General features: G+C 40.9%; 22 protein-coding genes and 1 pseudogene. 16 read left to right on the plus strand and 7 right to left on the minus strand.

Features of this window, described 5'->3' with window-relative positions:
- The first annotated feature begins 35 nt into the window (after positions 1-35).
- From R2Q80_RS00370 to R2Q80_RS00390, 5 genes are all read left to right on the plus strand, one after another.
- A complete protein-coding gene (locus tag R2Q80_RS00370) occupies positions 36-941 on the plus strand; it encodes an NmrA family NAD(P)-binding protein (protein ID WP_316797681.1) in 906 nt (301 codons plus the stop codon).
- Between the two features lie 242 nt (positions 942-1,183).
- The gene (locus R2Q80_RS00375) at positions 1,184-1,900 is read left to right on the plus strand and encodes an NADPH-dependent F420 reductase (protein WP_316798523.1); all 717 of its coding nucleotides are present in this window, start codon (positions 1,184-1,186) and stop codon (positions 1,898-1,900) included.
- Between the two features lie 92 nt (positions 1,901-1,992).
- Entirely contained in the window at positions 1,993-3,027 is a 1,035-nt protein-coding gene (locus R2Q80_RS00380) for an LLM class flavin-dependent oxidoreductase (RefSeq protein WP_316797682.1), read from the plus strand.
- Entirely contained in the window at positions 3,027-4,154 is a 1,128-nt protein-coding gene (locus tag R2Q80_RS00385; protein ID WP_316797683.1) for an NtaA/DmoA family FMN-dependent monooxygenase, read from the plus strand. Before R2Q80_RS00380 ends, R2Q80_RS00385 begins: the two co-directional genes overlap by 1 nt.
- Before the next feature lie 261 nt (positions 4,155-4,415).
- Entirely contained in the window at positions 4,416-4,826 is a 411-nt protein-coding gene (locus R2Q80_RS00390) for a LytR/AlgR family response regulator transcription factor (RefSeq protein ID WP_316797684.1), read from the plus strand.
- Positions 4,827-5,489: 663 nt separating this feature from the next.
- Here the strand turns inward: R2Q80_RS00390 and R2Q80_RS00395 are convergent.
- Positions 5,490-6,137 (minus strand): hypothetical protein, encoded by a 648-nt coding sequence (locus R2Q80_RS00395; RefSeq protein WP_316797685.1) that lies wholly within the window; start codon positions 6,135-6,137, stop codon positions 5,490-5,492.
- A gap of 728 nt (positions 6,138-6,865) precedes the next feature.
- Between R2Q80_RS00395 and R2Q80_RS00400 the strand changes: the two genes are divergently transcribed.
- The 5 genes from R2Q80_RS00400 (at position 6,866) to R2Q80_RS00420 (ending at position 10,930) form a co-directional block, all read left to right on the plus strand.
- Positions 6,866-7,963: a DUF5700 domain-containing putative Zn-dependent protease gene (locus R2Q80_RS00400; protein ID WP_316797686.1), complete on the plus strand. Its 1,098-nt coding sequence runs from the start codon at positions 6,866-6,868 to the stop codon at positions 7,961-7,963.
- 928 nt (positions 7,964-8,891) lie between these two features.
- A complete protein-coding gene (locus R2Q80_RS00405) occupies positions 8,892-9,542 on the plus strand; it encodes a DUF6266 family protein (protein WP_316797687.1) in 651 nt (216 codons plus the stop codon).
- A 109-nt stretch (positions 9,543-9,651) separates the two neighbouring features.
- On the plus strand, positions 9,652-10,026 hold the full coding sequence (locus tag R2Q80_RS00410; RefSeq protein WP_316797688.1) for a hypothetical protein: 375 nt from the start codon (positions 9,652-9,654) through the stop codon (positions 10,024-10,026).
- Positions 9,945-10,493, plus strand: a complete 549-nt coding sequence (locus R2Q80_RS00415; RefSeq protein ID WP_316797689.1) for a peptidoglycan-binding protein — start codon at positions 9,945-9,947, stop codon at positions 10,491-10,493. Before R2Q80_RS00410 ends, R2Q80_RS00415 begins: the two co-directional genes overlap by 82 nt.
- Entirely contained in the window at positions 10,490-10,930 is a 441-nt protein-coding gene (locus R2Q80_RS00420) for a hypothetical protein (RefSeq protein ID WP_316797690.1), read from the plus strand. The genes R2Q80_RS00415 and R2Q80_RS00420 overlap by 4 nt, the downstream gene beginning before the upstream one ends.
- Positions 10,931-11,022: 92 nt before the next feature.
- On the opposite strand, the gene R2Q80_RS00425 is transcribed toward R2Q80_RS00420, so the two are convergent.
- Both R2Q80_RS00425 and R2Q80_RS00430 read right to left on the minus strand, forming a co-directional pair.
- Positions 11,023-11,445, minus strand: coding sequence for a hypothetical protein (locus R2Q80_RS00425; RefSeq protein ID WP_316797691.1), 423 nt, complete (start codon positions 11,443-11,445; stop codon positions 11,023-11,025).
- A 248-nt stretch (positions 11,446-11,693) separates the two neighbouring features.
- Positions 11,694-12,044 (minus strand): response regulator, encoded by a 351-nt coding sequence (locus tag R2Q80_RS00430; RefSeq protein WP_316797692.1) that lies wholly within the window; start codon positions 12,042-12,044, stop codon positions 11,694-11,696.
- A gap of 216 nt (positions 12,045-12,260) precedes the next feature.
- Here R2Q80_RS00430 and R2Q80_RS00435 point away from each other — a divergent pair, with 216 nt between their 5' ends.
- Complete coding sequence (locus R2Q80_RS00435) at positions 12,261-12,437, plus strand: DUF6496 domain-containing protein (RefSeq protein ID WP_316797693.1); 177 nt, start codon at positions 12,261-12,263, stop codon at positions 12,435-12,437.
- 68 nt (positions 12,438-12,505) lie between these two features.
- On the opposite strand, the pseudogene R2Q80_RS00440 reads toward R2Q80_RS00435, so the two are convergent.
- Together R2Q80_RS00440 and R2Q80_RS00445 are read right to left on the minus strand one after the other, a co-directional pair.
- Positions 12,506-12,667: pseudogene (locus tag R2Q80_RS00440) on the minus strand (RNA polymerase sigma factor); the annotation flags it as partial.
- Positions 12,668-12,679: 12 nt separating this feature from the next.
- Positions 12,680-13,024 carry an RNA polymerase sigma factor gene (locus R2Q80_RS00445; RefSeq protein WP_316797694.1) on the minus strand — a complete coding sequence of 115 codons (345 nt, stop codon included), beginning with the start codon at positions 13,022-13,024 and terminating at the stop codon, positions 12,680-12,682.
- Positions 13,025-13,287: 263 nt separating this feature from the next.
- Here R2Q80_RS00445 and R2Q80_RS00450 point away from each other — a divergent pair, with 263 nt between their 5' ends.
- The gene (locus R2Q80_RS00450; protein WP_316797695.1) at positions 13,288-15,783 is read left to right on the plus strand and encodes a PAS domain-containing protein; all 2,496 of its coding nucleotides are present in this window, start codon (positions 13,288-13,290) and stop codon (positions 15,781-15,783) included.
- Positions 15,784-15,863: 80 nt separating this feature from the next.
- Entirely contained in the window at positions 15,864-16,229 is a 366-nt protein-coding gene (locus tag R2Q80_RS00455; protein WP_316797696.1) for a response regulator transcription factor, read from the plus strand.
- A gap of 93 nt (positions 16,230-16,322) precedes the next feature.
- Here the strand turns inward: R2Q80_RS00455 and R2Q80_RS00460 are convergent, their stop codons facing one another.
- Positions 16,323-16,925 carry an RNA polymerase sigma factor gene (locus R2Q80_RS00460; RefSeq protein ID WP_316797697.1) on the minus strand — a complete coding sequence of 201 codons (603 nt, stop codon included), beginning with the start codon at positions 16,923-16,925 and terminating at the stop codon, positions 16,323-16,325.
- Positions 16,926-17,196: 271 nt separating this feature from the next.
- Here R2Q80_RS00460 and R2Q80_RS00465 point away from each other — a divergent pair, with 271 nt between their 5' ends.
- Positions 17,197-17,874: a DUF421 domain-containing protein gene (locus R2Q80_RS00465; RefSeq protein WP_316797698.1), complete on the plus strand. Its 678-nt coding sequence runs from the start codon at positions 17,197-17,199 to the stop codon at positions 17,872-17,874.
- A gap of 23 nt (positions 17,875-17,897) precedes the next feature.
- On the opposite strand, the gene R2Q80_RS00470 is transcribed toward R2Q80_RS00465, so the two are convergent.
- Positions 17,898-18,422, minus strand: coding sequence for a hypothetical protein (locus R2Q80_RS00470; RefSeq protein ID WP_316797699.1), 525 nt, complete (start codon positions 18,420-18,422; stop codon positions 17,898-17,900).
- A gap of 345 nt (positions 18,423-18,767) precedes the next feature.
- Between R2Q80_RS00470 and R2Q80_RS00475 the strand changes: the two genes are divergently transcribed.
- Both R2Q80_RS00475 and R2Q80_RS00480 read left to right on the plus strand, forming a co-directional pair.
- Positions 18,768-20,324 carry an ATP-binding protein gene (locus R2Q80_RS00475; RefSeq protein WP_316797700.1) on the plus strand — a complete coding sequence of 519 codons (1,557 nt, stop codon included), beginning with the start codon at positions 18,768-18,770 and terminating at the stop codon, positions 20,322-20,324.
- Complete coding sequence (locus R2Q80_RS00480) at positions 20,314-20,676, plus strand: response regulator (protein WP_316797701.1); 363 nt, start codon at positions 20,314-20,316, stop codon at positions 20,674-20,676. The genes R2Q80_RS00475 and R2Q80_RS00480 overlap by 11 nt, the downstream gene beginning before the upstream one ends.
- The last annotated feature ends 32 nt before the right edge of the window (positions 20,677-20,708 follow it).

The following is a 20,708-nucleotide window of genomic DNA, read 5'->3' on the forward strand; positions in this document are numbered from 1 at the left end:
GGGCAGTAGTAAACGCCTGCATGAATTATATACAAATGGAAAATAATCAAAATTCTACAATACTCGTATTGGGTTCAAGCGGTACGATAGGAAAACAGGTGGTAAACGAACTGAAGGATCCAGGCGTTAATATCCGGATTACTTCACGTAAAACAGATGAAGTGGAGCAGTTAACCGCGAAAGGGAATGATTGCAGATTTCTCGATTTAGATGATCCAACAACTTTTGCTTTTGCGCTGGCCGGCATTGACAGGGTTTTTCTCTTGACAGGTTATACTGTTGGTATGCTTACGCAGAGCAAAACTCTGGTAGATGCTGCAGTTAAAGCGGGTGTCAGCCATATCGTTCATGTTGGGGTATTTGCTGAATGGGATACTACCGATGCCCACTTTGCGTGGCATCAAATGATTGAAAAATACATTGAGGCCAGCGGTATTGCCTGGACGCACCTCCACCCAAATATGTTCATGGAGGCTATTACAGGAGCTTACCTACCAAAGAACTTAACTTATACCACTTATTGGCAGGACCGCAGGGTAGGCTATATCGCTTCAAGCGATATCGCTGCGATAGCCGCAAAAGTACTGATAGACGGGCCGGGACGTCATGCCGGAAAAAATTATTGGCTGAGTGTGGAAAGTTTCAACGGCAAAGAAATTGCTCAGCTCATGAGTGAGGTTACCGGACTTGAAATTAAATATGAAGAAAAGGGACTTGAAGAATTCAAAGAACTTATCGCAGCCTGGATAGCAAATGGTGCAGATAGCTGGTATGCAGGTGCAAATATCGAATTTGTTAAACAGATGCTGGATGGAAGAATGTCATATATGTCGATGGTTCAGAATGATATTCCTTATATCCTGGGCAGACCGGCAAAAACGGTGCGCGAGTATCTGACTGAAAATAAGGCACTGCTTATCGAATCTGCAAATCAAAAATAGGCAGATTAGGTTAGCGTGTCTAACTCCAATCGTTAATCAACCCAAACCTCGCTCGGTTTCTTCGCCGGGACGATTAGGGAAATATTGAATGTGCCCAGTGAATTGAAAATGCTCTTTGGAATTTCCTTTGGATATGCTGACCCGGATGCGCCGGGAAACTCATTTAAAATGGGAAGAGACTCAATTTCAAATACGGTTACATTTCATCGATAAAAATTTAAATCATCATTCAAATAATAAAGATTAAAAATATGAAAATAGGAATTATTGGTACAGGTGCTATAGGGAGTATTTTAGCTGAAAAGTTTTCTCATGCAGGTCATCATGTTAAAGTGACCAATACAAGATCAATGGCTGAACTCGAAAAAATAGCTGCAAGTGTTGGTGCAAGCGCCGCAACTATTTACGGTGTGGTACAGGATGTAGATGCCATTATCTTTTCCATGCCTTTCAATGCTTATAAAGAGCTTCCGCAAGACTTATTGAAAGAGGTGCCACAGAATGTAGTGGTAATGGATACATCAAACTATTATCCTTTCAGAGACGGTAATATTCCGGAACTTGAGCAAATCACAGAAAGTGAATATATCTCTAAAATATTGAATCGACCGCTTGTAAAGGTATTCAATAATATGCTTGAGGGCACCTTGAAATACAAAGGCAAAGCAGCCGGCGCCGAATCAAGAGTTGCGATTTCTATAGCCGGTGATAACCCCGAACATAAAAAAGTAGTTACCGAACTTGTCGACATCACAGGTTTTGATACCGTTGATGGCGGGAGTTTGGCAGAATCTTGGAGACAGCAACCTGGCACACCGGCCTATTGTACCGAATTGAATGAATCCGACCTTAAACAGGCCCTTGCCGACGCCGAAAAAGGAAAAGCCCCAGCCATCAGGGACTTCATCATGGATAACCTGAGAAAAAAACAGGCCTGGCTACGTATGAAGAAATTTTAGCCGGTAATCGTTTACATGAGATGGGTAAAAGCAAATAAATAACGTTTAAATATAATTTACAACGAAAATATTATATACAGCATGCATACAATATGAAAAAAGAAAATATCGCTTATTCGATCTTAGAATTAGTGCTTGTTCCCGAGGGCGGTACAATCAAGCAAACGCTCAATGATTCACTTGCTCTCGCTCAAAAGGCAGAGGAATTCGGCTATGAGCGAATTTGGTTCGCCGAGCATCACAATTCAGAACATGTTGGTAGCAATGCGCCATCACTTTTGATTGGCTATATTGCAGATAATACTGAAAAAATCAGAGTTGGTTCAGGAGGCATTATGCTTCCAAACCACTCTCCATTGGTGATTGCTGAGCAATTTGGTACGCTGGCGCACTTGTATCCTGGCCGCATTGATATGGGCCTGGGAAGGGCACCGGGGACAGATACGACTACCGCTCAAGCTATCCGGGCTGATTTTATGCAGGCTGCTCATACCTTTCCAAATGAGATTAAAAAGATACAACAGTATTTTTCAACTGAGAATAAAAGTTCCAAAGTAAGGGCAGCTATCGCAGAGGGCACCGATGTTCCTATGTATATATTAGGGTCAAGTACTGATAGTGCACATTTAGCAGCAGAGAAAGGCTTGCCTTATGCTTTTGCCAGCCACTTTGCCTCTACGCACCTGCTCAATGCCCTGGATATTTACCGTAACGAATTTCAGCCATCAAAGTTTTTGCAAAGGCCTTATACAATAGCAGGGATTAATGTATTTGTCGCAGATACAGATGAACAAGCAGAGAAATTATTTACAACCCTGATTGCGATGTTCGTTGGCGTGCTAACCGGAACCAGTACAGCTTTGCAGCCACCAACACCAATGACCGATGAATTCAGAAGCATGCTAAAACATCCTGCGGTGTCTCAAATGCTAAAATATTCATTTGTTGGGAGTAAGAATACAGTTAAAGAAAAAATAAGGTTATTCTTAAATGAAACTGGAGTCGATGAGCTCATTATTGTTACGCCAACACATTCTTTTGAAGAACGCATAAAGTCTGTCAAGCTTTTTTCGGAAGTGATGAACGAGATAAATATTGAAGCTGCTAATAATCAAATCGTTGACTGATGGCACAAAGAAAAAAACTAAAACTTGCTGCTAACATTGATGGTCTAGGCTGGAACTTTGTGGGGTGGCAGCATCCGGATATGCCTTCGGATGCCAGTGAGAATATAGATTTTTACGTTCAGCAAGCTCAGCTCGCTGAGGCTGCCAAGTTTGATACCCTGTTTCTAGTCGATGTTAGTCATATAGGTCCAGGCAATATACCGCATTACCTGAGCATGTTCGAGGGCATGACCATTATGTCGGCCCTTAGCATGAAAACAGAAAGGATTGGGTTATCGGCTACTATTGCAACCTCCTATACAGATCCTTATAATGTAGCCAGGCAGGTTTTGTCACTTGATAAAATCAGTAAGGGCAGGGCTTCTGTGAATGCAGTGACGTCTAATCCTGGAGGAATGGTAAATTTTAGCCGTGGACATTTGACAAAAGCTGATCAATATCCAATGAACAGGGAATTTATGGAAATCCTGATCGGCCTTTGGGACACTTATGAAGATGATGCCTTTCTAAGGAATAAAGAGCACGGCATTTACTTAAATCCCAGGAAAATGCACACCATCAATTACAAAGGGAAGTATTTTTCCGTAGAGGGGCCATTGAATATAAGCCGGTCGGTGCAGGGTAGGCCAGTTCTTTACACCGCCGGTTCATCTGCGACCTTTATGGATCATGCTTCAAGCTTTACCGATGGAGCATTTATCTATGGGCAGACGATGGAAGATACAGTTCAGGTTGCACAAGGCATCAGAACAAAATTAATCCAAAAAGGCCGTAGGCCAGAAGATTTTGTAGTAATCACCAGTCAAAACCCTATTGTAGGTAGGACAGATGAGGAGGCAATAGCAAAATATAAAGAGCTCTTGGCATTTCACCCTCGAAATAGTATACCTGCACCACTCTTTTTTGGCTCAGCAGAAAGAGTTGCAAATCAGGTGCAGCTGTGGTATGAGTCAGGGGCGATGGATATGTTACTGGTAAGGCAGGATCACCCTCATGGGCTGAAAAATTTTGTGGATCTTGTAGTTCCCATTCTTCAGCAGCGCGACATTTTTAAGACCGAATATGAGGGAGAAACTTTGAGGGAGCATTTAGAAATCCCTAAACCAAAATTTAAACAAGTGTGGTAAAACAAATATGCAGTTCATACGATACCTACTTAAAGGCTATAGTTGCAAATTTGCCGCGGCAAATTTCATAAAAACCGTAAGATAAAATTCTACGTTTATAACACTGTAGGGTAGGAATACATTGGGAAAACAACGTTAGATTGATTTCCTTTAGATTTAACAATTTGTTGTACGACACCATTTCAACAAACATCTGCTTCGTATCCGTTTTGAGCGCATTCGAGTACCCATGTTGATCCACAATGTTTAAATCTTTTATGAATGAAAAAATCAACAAAACAATATAGCTGTATCATCATTGATGATGATTCAAACGGAATTGAAGTGATAAAAGAGCATATCTCACTGGTTCCAAAGTTGCAATTGATAAAATCTTACCTAAATCCTATGGAGGCGCTGCGAAAGATGGAAAAATTCAAAAATATTGACTTTCTCTTTCTTGATATTAATATGCAAATGTCTGGTTTGGATGTTGCAAGACTCATTCGTGAGCATGTCCGGTTCATTATTTTTGTAACCGGTCATCCCGAACATGCGCTGCAAGCCTTTCAGGTAGAGGCAGACCATTTTCTTTCTAAACCTATCAGATTTACTAAGTTTTTACTGGCTATCAATCAGCTCCTCCATAAGCGAATGAGTAGCCGTCTAAGAAATTTGAGTCCTTACTCATAAACTTCAGGGCAATAGTTAACGTAAAAAATCTTTACGTTTAAATTTTGTCTTCAAAAACAAATATATTAGTGATACACCATAGCGCCTAACCAAATGTTGACCACCGATGAACTCGATTTATTAAGAAGTGCAGTTACTGCCAAATTTGGAAGTGAAATAAAAGATGGAGTAGCCAGCGAAAAATTATCGATTGAAATTTTCCTCAAAACCAATCACTACGTTAGTAGGGAAAGTAACATGAGAATTTTTGTTAACAACCCGGATGGGACACCGACACATCCAAATGTCTTTGTATTTCTCTCAAGACCGGGGAAAAAACATTCGTTTTTTGAGACAATTGTTAAGTTCGACCTATATTTTCTAGTCAGCCTTAGATGCTAAATAACTTACAAGTGAAATCAATACTACTGTAATTGACTTAAGTTAGCCCCGAGAAAATGTTTGCAACTTTTTAAATTAGAAACAAATTCTTATCATCCCGAAGACCTGTTCAATATATACCTGGCCGGAGGTGGATCTAAAACCTGTAGCTCGCCAATGAGGGAATTTAGCCTTTATCGTTGCTTCAGGCTTAAAGTACGGACAAAATGCCCGCTGGTAAAACAGCTTTTCAAAGCGCCTGGCGTTGAGCCTTGGTTTTGAGTTCTATTTGATAGATTACCTTTATACCTTCGGGCAACTAATATTAGGTTTTAATTCCTCAACCAAATCCTTGATGTTTAGCTGCTCTTTAATAAAACCTTCCATTGTTTCCAATATCATTACTACATCGGCATTTTTCAAATCGAGGTGTTTGTAGCTTCCTTCAAAAGAATAATCCAGACGTGTGCGCATCCGTATAGGTATATCATAGCTTTTTAAACTCAGCGCACAGGCATAATAGTAAAGGCTAAGTAAAATGGAATCGTAGAAGGTGATGAAATAGAACAGGAGTTGAGCATAACTTTTGGTGATGAGGTGATCCTGTATGGTCGGGCTATAGCGTGATGATGCCTCTTCAATTTCGGTACTATTTAGGCATTCAAATGTGGTGATGCCGTGTCTCAATTCTATATCGTCTGCTAATGTTATACAAACAATCATAGATTGGTATGATCTTACCACAAACGGATCTTCAACGGTTGCAAAGAAATCGGTGTCCTGAACCAATATCTCTTCATCCAACTCTCTTAAATTATAGCCATAGTGCTTCAGGCTTTTCTTGAAGGTTAGGAATAAGCAGAAATCATAAAATTGTGTTTGGATTTCACGGGTGGTGTACAGGAGTGCCGACAGGCAAGTTTTGTAGTTGAATGGAGCGTTTTTGTTCATATCAGTGTTTTTTAAGAAATGCATTCATGTTGTGTTCTTCGTTACCCATGGTACGAATTGATAAAGGGTTTAACCGTTGAACCTGTTGGGTTCATAATGGGAAGAGTTTATGTATTAATTTATAGACTATTAGGTTTATAGTTCAGTGTATTTATAGACTAATGAGGAGGTGCATGTTTATAGACTACATAACAGATGGTAACCGGATGCCTCGAACTAGTTGAAAGAATTTTACTCATGATAAAAAGATTTAACAGTTTTTAAACGCTGTGTAAATCATGAGATGATCTGAAACAATGGGGATAGTGCTAATTTAATAAATTGATTTTTAATAATCCAAAAATCTGTGGTAAAAAAAGGCATATCATAACGTGACTAATGCTCTCGCGTTCACAACCAATTTTCTCGTAATATTCTTTAATAGAAAAACAAACGCATCTGCGATTACTGAAGCAGCAATGGATATTTTTTTAAAATCTGGAGAAGATGGGGCTTAGCGTCCGTCTTAATTGCACAAAAGATTGAATAAACACCCAACAATTTACACTTTTTTTAAAGACAAAAAATGCAGTGCTTATTGAGGTGGCAACCAAAAGAATTGCATCTGATTCACTTAATTATCTATCAATCCTGGGTAAAATTTTGTCATAAGGTTATTCTCTCAAAGAATTGTTTTCCGTGAAATATTTACTGCGTCTTCGGTATATTCGTCGAAACAAGCAAACAATATGTCAGCAAGATTTAAACCAACTAAAATTAATTTCCTTTTTATCGTATTTACAATTATAATATCCATTTCGCAATCTGGCTTTGCTCAGTCGTTTGTTGACTCAACATGCTACCAATATTTTGAAATCACTGCAAAACTTAAACAAGGTGACTCCCTAAGCCGGTCGGATTGGAAATCGTTTCTGTCAAATAAAGCAATTAAAGACTATATGGCTGATCAGGGCGTAAATGAACAGTACTTTGAATCGTACAGGAAAAATATGCAGATTGTTTATATGCCAAAAAACAGTTCCATACTGCAAAATCGATTAGCAGATCCAAACTCTTATTGGCTCACTTATATGATCAATCAATATAAAGTAGATGAGGATGGTATGAAAGAATATCTCAAACGCATAGATTCTGATCCTAAATCATATTTTGATAAGTCTTACCAATATGCATATTCCGCTTTACCTAAAACCGCTCATAAGAAGTTGCCAAATCTTAAGGTTGCTATTATTCCAATTCATAATGATGCGCATGCACAAAATGGCTTAATCATCTATACATTATTATGCGCTTACAAAAATGATCAAAATAGATTGGGAGCACTGGGTGGACATGAACTTCATCACATGCTCAGACCACAGCCGTCATTCGACATTGAACCAGATGATAATAGCATTGTAATGGCAATGTACCGGGTATTGAATGAAGGTTCAGCAGATATGGTAGACAAAAAATATATGACTGATACAGCCAGCAAGTTAATGCCCACCCAAAGATATTTCCAGGAATTTTTTGATGAAGGAAAAAAGATACTCCCATTAATGGATAGTTTATTTTCTCAAGATGTTAATAACAGGAAAAGTCTGAATGTTAGAGACTACTTTAAAGGAACACCATATACCGGCGGACATGTACCTGGAACATATATGGCTCATTATATTGAAAAAAATGACTTGAAGAACAAATCGATTAAGTCATTGGACGATCCCTTTTCATTTTTTCTGATCTATGATAAAGCATCAAAGAAGGATAAATCAAAACCATTCCGCTTTTCAAAAGCATCGATCCATAATATCGAATTCCTTAGAAAGAAGTATATAAAATAGATATAAGATTTTACATGTTGACCAAATATCTACTGTTATCGTTGCAGGAGCTAGCTGAGATACAAGCTGCTGTTTCAAGGACTTAGATTTATGAAAATTGTGAACGGTATAAATCAGCAAAGCGATTTTGAAAAACAAGTAGGCGTGTTTAGCAGTATGGCGATCAATTTAACGATAAACAATTTTTACCAGGGCAGTATGCTAATAGTTGAAATAAATACATGTTTTCCCACGAGTTTCTTCTATTTAACCCCTTAAATAATTTTATACCATAAGTATGCATTTGATTGTGTAAAAGATCAATTCATAACAACTGCCTTTCCAGTTTGCGCCAACAACAGGGCCTATCTTTCCTGACAGGCCTCCTAATATTCCTTTTTTAATCTTCGTCATAATTCCTTTGGTTTTAGTTTTATAATCCTTCGACCACGGCATATAACCGGTACGGGGTCATAGCATAGCCGGGCCATACCTGGAACTGGCCTGAAACGTAAAAACACGTAGCAGACACGTTCGAGACACGTTCAAGACACGTACGAAATACGAACAAGTTATAGGGTAAAGTAAAACTGTTGTGCCTGAAATACAGGAGAAGAATGAAACATCCCCTCATTTCAGAGCCAGGTGTTGTGACGAACCAACACTTAAATTTAAAATATCACAATTGAAATTCCAAAAAAAAAAAATTCTGGTAACAAATGTCACCCTATTGAGCGAAAATACGGCCTGCAGATTAATTGAAAATAAAAATAAATGGCCCCTATCTCTATTTTATGGCACATTTTGGGTAAAGGTACCGTACCCAAGGAACTGTTTTAGGGCTTTTTATTCCTCTTCCTTTGTTCTGTCGCCGCTGGCATGGACACACCGGTTAGCTTCAGGTACAGGACGACGAGTTAACAAATTTTTTCATTTAATCCATAAAACAATGGGAGTAATTAAACAGGGGATCCTTGGTGGATTCCGTAAGAAAACAGGAACAGTGGTTGGTGCTTATTGGCGCAGCTTAGATGTAATCAGGGGCTTGCCCCGCAGTAGCGGAAAAGCGCCAACGGAAAAGCAACTGTCGGTGCAGCTCAAATTTGGATTGGTCACTCCATTCCTGAGCAGGTTTGCAGCCCTGATCACCCGGGGCTTTGCCTCATCGGCAGGTGTGTCTACACCGATGAACGTTGCAGTTTCTTATCACATCAAAAACGCAATCGTGGGCATTTACCCGGATTACGAAATTGAACTGACCAAGGTGCGTTTCAGTGAAGGTTCGCTGGAATTGCCGGTTGAGTTTCTGGTAGAACCGGCTGCGGGTGGTATTGTGAACATCAGCTGGGAGTATGACGTTCAACTTAAAGATGATCGCTATATGCCCAGCGATAGCTTGAGTGTATTGATATACAACCCGGTAAAATCCAAATTCATGAGGGCATCGCTGGTAGCAGAGCGATCTGCCGGTACTTATGCCATGCAGCTTCCCAACGTGTTTGTTGGGGATACCGTTCACATTTATGTGGCTTTTAGCTCTACTACCACTGCCGATTTAAACAGTGATAGCATGTACATCTCCGAGTTAACGGTGCTGTAAGGGGCTAAATCATTTATCCTGATTTACCGCCCGGCCAGCCGGGGTTCTGGCTAAGGGCAACAAAAGGCTTAGCCGGGCGGTATTTCTTTCACTTTAAAATTTATTCATTATGAAAACTTTATTATTATGTCTCCAATATTGGGATAAGCTTCAGCGGTTGTTTTACACCCTGATCATATTATTAGTCCTGGCACTTGCCTGGCAGCTCCTGCCATTTATATTAAGCCTTGGCGATGCTACCGTAGGATTGGTAGATGCTGGTATTTGGCAACTCGCATTTTTCAGTTTGATTTGCTGGTTCTGCCTGTTGCTGTTATCGCTGGGTCTGCTCAGCTATTTGCGAAAGCAATTCGCACTACCTTCAGTTTATTTTATGGTTTCACAATTTAAAAATTTACCATCATGGCAACAGTTAAGTTTCTATTATGCCTGCTTTGCACTGCTTTTATTATCGGCAGTGGGCTGCCTGGCGGCGGTGTTTTAAAGCCATCATTTCGTAATCAAACCACCCGGCAGCTGATTCTTCAGGTTGCGGAAAGCCAGTTGGGTGTGCATGAAGCCACCGGCCGCAATGACGGCCCGGCTGTAGAGAAGTTTTTGTATTATACGGGCAACGGAAAAGGCGATCCCTGGTGTGCAGCATTTGTAAGCTGGGTATACGGACAAGCCGGCTGCGGGCAACCCCGCACGGCCTGGAGTCCGGCATTGTTTCCTGAAGGCAAACATACCAGCAAGCCTGAACCTGCAGATGTATTTGGGATTTACTTTCCGGGCCTGAAGCGCATTGCCCATTGCGGCGTCGTGAAAATGCAACGTGGCTCATGGATTATTACCGTGGAAGGGAATACCAATGTTGTCGGGAGCCGGGAAGGTGATGGCGTATATAGCAAGTACCGCCACATCCGCACCATTAAATATTTTGCCAACTGGCTGAAAGGGAACAAATCATGAAGCGTTTACTATTACTGTTGGCCGCCTGTCTGGCGGCCTGCAGTACCTTACGGAAAGACAGTGCAAATTCTTCTTATTCAGAAAATAGCAACCGTCAAACTGAATTAAAGGCAACGCGCCAATGGACAATAACGAGTCATGACAGTAGCAACAGCGAATTGCAATGGCGCATATGGCCGAAAGGCATCGTGTACTATTCTCCTGATAGTGGTTTCAAAGGCGAGGTGGAAATGATGGAGCTTTGGAAAAAGGTTAATCGGAAGGTAGAAACAAAAACAACAGGAGCGGCTACTGTGACGCAAAAGCAGCAGGTGCAGCAAAGCGTAAAGGAAAAGAAGGTAGCGGTCAGCAGCACGAGGGTTGGGGTTAGCTGGTGGTATTGGGTTTTAGGTGGGTTGGTATTTGCGGGGTGGGTGTGGTGGAGGGTGGGAAGGTAACTTTTATCATTTTCCTGCGAGACAAAAATGCATAGTTGACCGGAACCGAGTTTTTGCGATATGCAATAGATCCACAGTGGTTCGCTGACAATTTACCGTTTTAAGTTTTCGTTAACAAAGTTCTGTGCATATTTTCTTATGATTTCCCTTACATAAAGGAGGATGTTTCCGCTACGATCTTTCTTCACTATTTTTATCATGCATATGGCATTAATTGCTATTGCAAGGAACATTAAATCACCATGGTCCATATTGCAATTGAGGATGTTGTAATTTCCAAGAACACCTGAATACGTTGTCACGGTAAATGGTATGCGTATCGTGCACGGGACACCATTGTCGTTAACAGGGAGACACATTTTAGATGCATCAAATGAAGGTCCACTGAAGTTGTAGCTGCCATCGAACAATTGTGTCGTATATGCTATTCCTGTAGCTGTACGTCTGCATCCGGTTTGCGAATAAGCAGTTATAGAGAGAAGTAACAGAGAAATCGAAAATAGAAGTAGTTTCATCGCGTTTGGTTTCGAGAATCAACGGACTATTTTCTATCTCAGATCTTGTTCATTTTGTTCAATGAACACAATAATAATAACCAAACACTTACATATTGTCTTTCATAAATACTCTTTTAAGTTTGAAGCTAGAGCAAATTCGGGGTCGTTAGTTTTACAATTCTCGTCAAAAAAACTATGTATGTAGCAATTGAGAAAGATTTGCACGAGAAACACATGGTTATAGCTGAATATTTGGAATTGATAGTTTAATCACAAATACGCTGTACCAATTTTACAACTGTATCGATGTCAAAAGGTTTTTCAAGAAAACCGTCAGAAATTTTTTTAAGTGGCTTCATGTCATATAGCGCTGCTGTTGTTAGGATAACCTTTATGTGCCTGGTTTCAGGCCTTGATTTTAATTCCTTACAGATTGCAATACCATCCAGGTTGCCTAGCCGAATGTCAAGAATGATTACATCTGGATTGAAATCATGAATTTCCTGTAGCCAACTGTCTGAGTTGTTTAGGGAATATACCTCATAAGATGATTCTAAAATCAGCCTGAGAACGTTGCGGATATCTGCGTCATCATCCAAAATTAAAACTTTTGACATACTCAAAAATAATAAAATTGCTCTTAATTAAAATAACAGTTTGACTACATATGTTTCAGGAAGTCTATTTCCAATCCATAACGTGAGCAATGATATGAATGGTAGCTACTATATGTTTTGGTATTTAAAAGTATTGATCCAGAGGGTAATTAAATGTTTTTTTCTAAAACCATTATTTTGTAAAACGGTTTTTTAAATATCTGTAACTCAATTATTATGGCTAAGTATTCGCAAAAAGCATCCGAAAAAGTAGAAGAAGCGATGCATGAAATGAAAGAGGGAAAACTTAAATCCGGTAGTGGTAAAAAGGTCACAACTAAGCAACAGGCAGTCGCGATCGGATTGTCCGAGGCCAGAAAAGAGGGGGCAAAGGTACCTAAAACGAAATCTTAATTGATTTGGATTGTTAATTCTGAATCAGGCTTGCTAAAAAGGTTACTGCAAATCACCAGACTGAACATTTAATTTGACCGTTCGTTCTGGTACATAGTCAGCTGCTTTTTAAGACGTCTGCGGGCCTCAAAAATGTGGGTTTTAACTGTGCCAAGTGGAATGTTTAATTCTGCTGAAATTTCATGGTACTTATAACCTTCGAAATAGCGAATAAAAGGTATAGAGAGTGATTCTGGTAATTTTCAAAGGGCAAACTGGATATCGCGCATGGCAAAAGCGCTCCCACTTTGATTTTCAGTCGAGCTGGGAAGCAAATTAACTGATGAAATTTCTTCCTCCTGAGTGATAAGGGCAACTTTTTTCATGTTTTTGCGATAGTCATTAATAAATGTATTGCGCATGATTGTATACAACCATCCTTTGATGTTAGTGCCCTGAACAAACTTTCCGGAGAAGCGTAATGCTTTGACCATTGTATCCTGTATGAGGTCGTTTGCATCGTCGATATCGCCTGTAAACTTAAGGGCAAAGGAATTGAGCATGCCACGATGCTCTTCTATCATTTCGGTGAATTCGTCGTCGTTCATGGGTAGATGAAGGGCTTTTTACTACTGGTGAATTTTTCTGGGATTCCCTTTCAAAACTGACAATCTGGAAATGAAATTGTTTGACTGAATTAAAAAAAAATGCTAATCTGCTTCTCAGATACATGGGATTAGCAATAGGTTGCTCTTTAAGGAAAAATTTACTTCCACAGGCTATAGTCTTTAAATAGGTAGCCCGACATTAAAGCTCAATAAATGCAACGGATTATATTATATTTGCATTTCATTTCAGTATTCTGCGCATTATGAACGCTCCCGACTTTATCAGGCCCGAAGAACTTCTTGGTGTTCTTTTCGAGTCGCCTAACGCCACGGCTGTTTACAGCGGTGAGGATGTGATCATCTTAAGCGCAAATGGTGCGATGCTAAATCTCTGGGGCAAAGATAGGACTATAATAGGTATGCCCTTGGAAAAGGGAATTCCGGAACTGAAAAATCAACCGTTTATAGATATTCTTAAAACAGTATGGAAGTCAGGCCAAACCTATGTTGCAAAAGATGTTCCGGCAAGTCTGGAGATCAATGGCCGACTGCAGGAATTCTATTTTGACTTTGAATATAAGGCGATTCTATGTGCCGAGGGGAAAACCCGATACATCCTGCATACCGCTTTTGAGGTTTCTGAACGCCGTGCAGCCTGGTTGAAAGTGGAAGAAAAATCCATTCGGGAACAGCAGCTAAACGACGAACTAACTGCTATTAACGAGGAATATCAGGCCACAAATGAAGAACTATCTGCCTTGAACGAAGAATACCATGTGACCAATGAGGAGCTTATTCGTTTTCAGGAACAGCTGCAATCGGCCAATGCTACGATAAGACAAAGCGAGAGTCGTTTCCGGGCACTTATTGAACATGCGCCAATTGCCATTGCCATTTACAGTGGAGAAGATATGATTATTGAGCAGGCGAATGAGCAAATGCTAAACATCTGGGGCAGGCCGTCAAGTGCTATTGGTTTGCCATTGCTGAAGGCAAGACCTGAACTAAAGGATCACCCATATCTGGAGATCATCAGAAAAGTTTTGTTAGAAGGTGTTTCGCATATGGGCTATGCGGTTAAAGGTCCGGTAACGAGTAATGGCGAAGTGCACGAAGGGTATTTCGATGTTACCTATAAACCACTTTTCGGTAATGATGGAGCAGTTAATGGTATCATCGTCGTGGCCAATGACGTAACGATTCAAACTTTGTCACGCATTCGCGAAGAAGAGATCAATGAAGAGATCGCTGCTATTAATGAAGAACTTACCGCGTCTAATGAAGAACTGTTGGGCTCCAGGGAACAATTGCAGGGGCTGCTATATGAACTCAATCACAGTGAAGAGCGTTTTAGGGCAATGATTGAGCAGTCTCCGGTAGCCATGGCCTCTCTAAAGGGCAAGGATTTGATAATTGAAATCGTGAACGATAAGGTTCTTGATATATGGGGAAGAGATAGACAGATTATCGGAAAATCCTTGCAAGAGGCCTTGCCAGAGCTCGAAGGGCAGCCTTTTCTTGGGATCCTGGACCGTGTTTTTACCAGCGGAGAACCTTTTCATGGGCAGGGACTAAAAGCTAATCTTATTCACGAGGGCGTTCAAAAAACGAATTACTTTAACTTTGTCTATCAGCCGGTATTGGATAAACAAGGTAATACAGACTCCATACTGATCGTGGCCAATGACGTTACTGATCAACTCCAGGCTAAAATTGAGGTCGATGATCTGAACGCACGCCTGCAAATTGCACTCGATGCGAGCAGGCTTGGTTCAACCGAGGTCGTGATCGCAACCGGAAAGATGAAGAGTACCGATCAATTCAAAAGAAACTATGGCTTTTCACCAGATGAAGAGTTTACCTATGCCGATTTGTTCAGCGCCATGTTGCCCGAGCACCGTGAGCGGGTTAGGGGGCTTGTCAGAAACGCAATGGAGACCAATGGAGTATATAAAACTGAGTATCCTGTGAAATGGAGGGATGGTTCGCTTCATTGGATACAGGCCCATGGACGGCCCAGGTTTGACGAAAATGGCAAGGCTGATCGCATGGTAGGCATGACACTAGACATTACAGAAGCTAAGTATTTCGAGCAGCGAAAGGATGATTTTCTAAGCATCGCCAGCCACGAACTTAAAACCCCAATTACTTCGCTAAAGGCCTCGATTCAGTTGCTCGAAAGGATTAAGGACAATTCATATTCAAATATGCATATCAGGCTTATTGAACAAATAGGTAAGAGCGTGACCAAAATGGGCATCCTGGTTGATGAACTACTGAACATGAACAGGGTGAGCCAGGATCAGCTGCAGCTGGAACGTACCAATTTTAACCTCTACGATATGCTCTCACTAAGCTGTAACCACGTTAGGCTTGAGGGTAAGCACTTGCTAAGGCTTTCGGGAGAAAAGGATGTTATAGTTTACGCAGATGAACACCGTATTGATCAGGTAGTGATTAATTTCGTAAATAATGCAGTAAAATATGCTCCGGACTCCATGACAATCGAAATTGAGGTTGAAAAAGTGGATAGCAGTATAAAAGTTTCCGTAAAAGATTTCGGTCCGGGAATTCAGGCTGATATTCTACCCAATCTTTTTGATCGCTATTACCGGGTAGACCACTCAGGTAAGGCCTATTCAGGCCTCGGGCTGGGGCTTTACATCTGTTCTGAGATCATCAAGAAACACGGTGGAGAAATAGGTGCACACAGCGAAATCGGAGTGGGCAGCACCTTTTGGTTTACCCTGCCATTATAGTTTTTCCCGGGTTGTAAGATATTTGAAACAAAGCGGTTTGATCGAGGTTAACTAGTTATAGATGTTAGGTAATAGGAAATATGGGTAAGCGGATTTGTGTGCTGGAGGATGATGACGACATCAGAGAGGTCATCGAAATGTTGTTGAACGAGGAAGCTTACGAAGTAACCGGTTTTGCGAGTGTGTCGGATTTTGTAAAAGGCGGCAAAGGCTTAATGCCTGATCTTTTCCTGCTCGACGTCATGCTACCAGACGGTAATGGTATTGATGTCTGCGAAATGTTAAAGTCGGGGGAGCATACCGCGTATATCCCAATTTTAATGATGAGTGCCCATTCCACTGACGAACTGGTCAAGGAATCCTGCCGGGCAGACGGATTTGTTGCCAAACCTTTTGATATTGATGAACTGATCAGAAAGGTCTCTCAAGCCATGAGCATTAATTAACTGGTAGCATGCCAGGTAACATGCTCGATTTGCAAAAGCATTGTTCTTGATACATTAAATGTTGATGAAGTTTGCTTTCACCCTGATTTAGGTTTAGGCTGATTTCTTTCTATTAGTTTCGTTAAAAAGTTTCCTAAGCGATATAACCGCTGACCTGAGGGAGGTTTTTAAGCTTCCCAATGGTAGGTGTAACTCTTCGGCTGCTTCCACCTGGCTGTAACCTTGAAAATAAACTAAACTTACTATACGCCTTTGTTTTTCTGGTAAAGTATCAATAATGGACTTTAAGCCGATGCAGTCAGTAGAGATGGAGTGGGTGAGATGAGTTTCAATCTCCGATAAGTTTGCCTCTAGCTCAAAGGTTCGATGGGCATTGCGGGTTGAACTTTTACGCAGATGATCTATGGCGGTATTCCTGCAGACGTTTAGCATCCACGTGAATAGTGTAGCCTTTTTAGGATCAAAACGGTCAATGTTCCTGAAGATTTTACTAAAAGACTCCTGAAGCACATCTTCCGCGTTTTCCTGATGGCCGACAATTTGCACAGTAATCCCAAGTAAGTTAGTTGAGTACAATTGATAAAGCTTTTTATAAGCCCATGCATGCCTTCCGACCAGTCCCTTAATCAAATTTTGTTCGGGGGATTCCAGTACATCGGAAAATTCTACAGTTGGTAGGATGAGCGTTTTTATCATGAACTTAAGCTATAAACCTCCAACATGATTTGGCAGAAAATGTTTCTCTGTATTCCTTTAAGTGGTATGAATATTTGTCTTCACAAATGTTTGCTTTGGAAAATTGCTGATAGGATGGTAATGAACTTTATCGTAATGTGGAATTAGGCCTAGCGCGAATGAAAGTAGCGCCCGCCGAAACGCAAATGGTACCATAACAGGATTAAAAACAAACGATTGCATTTATTGTTGGTTGATTAGCAAAGCTTTTTAAAACATTAACCCGTGATATATGGATTGGAGTAGTATTTTTTTGAACGGCCTTGATGGAGCTATGGCGCTTGAAATTGGATTACGTACCGTTATTATGTTCACCATGATATTGGTTTTTCTCAGGTCGACAGGAAAGAAGGGGGTAAGGCAGCTTAGTATATTTGAAATTGCGATTATTATTGCCCTGGGATCTGCTGCCGGGGACCCAATGTTGAGCGGCGAAGCAGCTATTTTACCATCTTCGATCGTTTTTCTTGTGATCTTGTTGACATACCGTTTAATCACTTACTTCGCGGTTAAAAATCAGAAAGTAGAAAACATCCTTGAGGGTGTTCCTCAATACATTATTGAAGATGGAAGGTTTACGATGGCAGAGAACGGAGATGCGAATTTTGCACGTGATGAATTTTTCTCTGAAATGCGTGTGCAAAGTGTAGAACACATCGGCCAGATCAGGACAGCGGTGCTGGAAACCAATGGGCAGGTGAGTTTTTTGTATTATGAAAAAGATGAAGTAAAGCCTGGTCTGCCGGTTTTTCCAAAGGCTTTTGCAAAAAAGTCTAAACACGTTGCGGTTCCAGGTTTATACGCCTGTACAAACTGTGCCAATGTAATGTTCCTTGATACTGCGAATGAATGCCCCAGATGTAAACAGGATGAGTGGGTGGATGCCATGTGCACGCATAGGATATCTTAACGCTAAAGAATCTAATACGGTGGTTATTTTCTGGTTCCTGGTTTTACAGTGGTTCTTTTCGGTTTTTGTGTTGCTTTGCGGAGTGCTGTTTTCGGCTTGGTCTTTACAGCTTTTGATTTCCTTTTCGCAGGCTTTGTTTTCCTGGCATTCTTGATCCGGTATTCCAGCAGGTACAACCTGGTCTGCCATTTTTCTATGGTAGTGTCATCATTTTTTGGAACTCCTGTGGGCTCGAGCAGGCCAAGTATCCTGGCAAGTTCGCGTGTGCTTTCTGCCTTTTCGCTGTTCTGCTTTGCCCACTCTTCCTGTTTGCTATGTAGGGCGTCCTGGTAACTGGTGATGGCAAGCTTGATCAGTTTTACTTCATCTTCTTTGGATCTGGTCTTTCTGTGGAGTATCATCAGCCTGTTCCAGGCATGGTAATTGGCAGGATGGGTTACGGCTGCCTTTTGGTATAGTTGCATCGCACCCCCGGTATCGCCAGACTTTTCCAGTTCCAATGCTGCATCGAACTGTTCCTTTGATCTGGTCTGCTTTCTCTTTGACATATTGGTTCCAACAAGTGGGCCAGGTTGATTGTTTGATCATTCGCAGTACCCATTCTTTCACTGACGTAAATCCTCGAAAGTAAAACCAATTGCTGCCAATACGGGTTAGACTATATTGATAACAGTAATACGATTGATCAGGCATTAGCACATGAAATACTAAAGAATAGGAATAATTGGTTGCAGTGGAATTGAAAAGTTTCTTCACCATTGGTTTTCCGATACTAAAGTTTACGACGTCGCCTGAAAGGGATTAGGTGAGAGTAACAGGAGATAAACTAAAAACATTTAGGAATATTTCCTTTCTAACTGCCGCACAAGTTATATTTTAGAAAAAAAATAGATTTGGATAAAATTCAATACGGAAAGTTCAACTTTTCTAAGGAGAACTGGGAAAAAGATTTCGGGCTTTTGTCTAAAGCTCTGGATGCATCGATATCCGGTATCATCATTACCGACAATACACAGCCTGATAACCCGATCATATACTGCAATCAGGCTTTTGAGAAAATTGCGGGTTATCAGAGAAATGAGATAATAGGGCATAATTGCCGTTTTCTTCAGAAAGATGACCGCGGCCAGCAAGCCAGGGGTATTCTTAAGGATGCCATAGCAAAAGGCCTGGAATGTACAGTGGATATCCGCAATTACCGGAAAAACGGCGATTTGTTTTGGAACGAGTTGTATATGTCGCCTATTAAAGATGAAGCTGGTAAAGTTACGCACTTCATTGGAGTGCAAAATGATGTGTCGGCCAGAAAGAAGGCGGAACATGATCTTCGCCAGCAACAGGATCAAATGGAAAGGGTGATCCAGGAGCGTACCCAGGAACTGCGGGATAGTGAAGCATTCTTCTCCAGTATTATTCAAACTGTTAGAGAAAGTCTTTTGGTATTGGATCCGAAATTTTTCGTGGTCAGTGCGAACAGCCATTTCCTTAAAACATTTAAAGTTAATGCGGAGGAAACTGTTGGTAAGCATTTATACGAACTCGGCAATCACCAGTGGGATATCCCTCAATTGAAAGAGCTTTTAATTAGCATTCTACCTACAAACAATCCGGTTGAGGATTTCGAGGTGGAACACGATTTTCCGCACATCGGAAGAAAGTTAATGTTGCTGAACGCCTACAGGGTGGAGCTGGAAGGTCAGTACAAAGATCAGATATTACTGGCCATTGAGGATATTACCGACAGGCGCGAAATTGAGCGGAGAAAGGATGATTTTCTGTCGATAGCCAGCCATGAGTTAAAAACCCCCTTAACCACCATTAAAGGTTATGTTCAGGCACTGGAACGAATGGCTCCTAAAGAATCGAGTGATAAATTTAAAACGATTCTCGGTAAAACTGCGGTTTATGTAGAAAGGCTGAATAACCTGATTGCAGAACTGCTGGATGTTTCCAGAATTCAGACTGGAAATATTGAATTACATAAAGCACCCTTCGACTTCGATAAAATGGTGCTGGATTCAGTAGAGGCAATCCAGTCAGCTGCTCAACAACATACAATTATTGTTAAAGGCCAATCTGGCGTTCGTTTGTGGGGAGATGAATCTCATATTATTCAGGTTATAAATAACCTGGTCTCCAATGCGATAAAATATGCTCCAGACTCAAATGAGGTTTTGGTTTACATTTCCAGGATTTCTGATTATGTGAAACTTTCGGTAACAGATTATGGAATGGGTATCAGCCAGGAGGATCAAAAAAAAGTGTTTGAACGTTTCTTCAGAGCAGGGGATATTCAGCAACGCTTCCCGGGAATGGGGATAGGATTATATATTTGCGATCAGATCATTAAAAATCATGAAGGAACCTTATGGGTTGAAAGTGAAAAAGGAAAAGGATCTACGTTTAGTTTTACACTTCCGATAAAAGAAGGGGATTTGGATGGCGAATAAGAAAATACTCATCTGCGATGATGATGAAGGAATACTGGATATGCTTGAACTTATACTGGAGGATACCGGTTATACCATAATTCCGGAAAAAAATAGTTTGAATATTAAACATTTAATTGAAAACCAATCGCCTGATCTTATTCTTCTTGACTTGTGGATGCCGGTACTATCCGGAGATCAGGTGTTGCGCACATTGAGAAAGAATCCTGAAACCATGCATCTGCCAGTGATTGTAATCTCCGCCAGCCGGGAGGGAAAGCAGATCGCAGCTGAAGCCGGTGCTTCAGCATTCATATCGAAACCCTTTGATTTCGATGAATTGATAGGTACAATAAAGCACTACCTGAATTAGTCAGGCGAATTTCCAAACGATCTGCCAGAAAC

Origin of the sequence: Pedobacter frigidisoli, assembly GCF_032678525.1 — a bacterium.
Taxonomy (GTDB): domain Bacteria; phylum Bacteroidota; class Bacteroidia; order Sphingobacteriales; family Sphingobacteriaceae; genus Pedobacter; species Pedobacter frigidisoli_A.

Excerpts from the sequence above, each read along its gene's own strand:
- R2Q80_RS00370 (WP_316797681.1), top strand. The coding sequence starts at position 36 with ATGGAAAATAATCAAAATTCTACAATACTCGTATTGGGTTCAAGCGGT.
- R2Q80_RS00380 (WP_316797682.1), top strand. The coding sequence starts at position 1,993 with ATGAAAAAAGAAAATATCGCTTATTCGATCTTAGAATTAGTGCTTGTT.
- R2Q80_RS00385 (WP_316797683.1), top strand. The coding sequence starts at position 3,027 with ATGGCACAAAGAAAAAAACTAAAACTTGCTGCTAACATTGATGGTCTA.
- R2Q80_RS00390 (WP_316797684.1), top strand. The coding sequence starts at position 4,416 with ATGAAAAAATCAACAAAACAATATAGCTGTATCATCATTGATGATGAT.
- R2Q80_RS00395 (WP_316797685.1), bottom strand. The coding sequence starts at position 6,137 with ATGAACAAAAACGCTCCATTCAACTACAAAACTTGCCTGTCGGCACTC.
- R2Q80_RS00400 (WP_316797686.1), top strand. The coding sequence starts at position 6,866 with ATGTCAGCAAGATTTAAACCAACTAAAATTAATTTCCTTTTTATCGTA.
- R2Q80_RS00405 (WP_316797687.1), top strand. The coding sequence starts at position 8,892 with ATGGGAGTAATTAAACAGGGGATCCTTGGTGGATTCCGTAAGAAAACA.
- R2Q80_RS00410 (WP_316797688.1), top strand. The coding sequence starts at position 9,652 with ATGAAAACTTTATTATTATGTCTCCAATATTGGGATAAGCTTCAGCGG.
- R2Q80_RS00415 (WP_316797689.1), top strand. The coding sequence starts at position 9,945 with ATGGCAACAGTTAAGTTTCTATTATGCCTGCTTTGCACTGCTTTTATT.
- R2Q80_RS00420 (WP_316797690.1), top strand. The coding sequence starts at position 10,490 with ATGAAGCGTTTACTATTACTGTTGGCCGCCTGTCTGGCGGCCTGCAGT.
- R2Q80_RS00425 (WP_316797691.1), bottom strand. The coding sequence starts at position 11,445 with ATGAAACTACTTCTATTTTCGATTTCTCTGTTACTTCTCTCTATAACT.
- R2Q80_RS00430 (WP_316797692.1), bottom strand. The coding sequence starts at position 12,044 with ATGTCAAAAGTTTTAATTTTGGATGATGACGCAGATATCCGCAACGTT.
- R2Q80_RS00435 (WP_316797693.1), top strand. The coding sequence starts at position 12,261 with ATGGCTAAGTATTCGCAAAAAGCATCCGAAAAAGTAGAAGAAGCGATG.
- R2Q80_RS00445 (WP_316797694.1), bottom strand. The coding sequence starts at position 13,024 with ATGAACGACGACGAATTCACCGAAATGATAGAAGAGCATCGTGGCATG.
- R2Q80_RS00450 (WP_316797695.1), top strand. The coding sequence starts at position 13,288 with ATGAACGCTCCCGACTTTATCAGGCCCGAAGAACTTCTTGGTGTTCTT.
- R2Q80_RS00455 (WP_316797696.1), top strand. The coding sequence starts at position 15,864 with ATGGGTAAGCGGATTTGTGTGCTGGAGGATGATGACGACATCAGAGAG.
- R2Q80_RS00460 (WP_316797697.1), bottom strand. The coding sequence starts at position 16,925 with ATGATAAAAACGCTCATCCTACCAACTGTAGAATTTTCCGATGTACTG.
- R2Q80_RS00465 (WP_316797698.1), top strand. The coding sequence starts at position 17,197 with ATGGATTGGAGTAGTATTTTTTTGAACGGCCTTGATGGAGCTATGGCG.
- R2Q80_RS00470 (WP_316797699.1), bottom strand. The coding sequence starts at position 18,422 with ATGTCAAAGAGAAAGCAGACCAGATCAAAGGAACAGTTCGATGCAGCA.
- R2Q80_RS00480 (WP_316797701.1), top strand. The coding sequence starts at position 20,314 with ATGGCGAATAAGAAAATACTCATCTGCGATGATGATGAAGGAATACTG.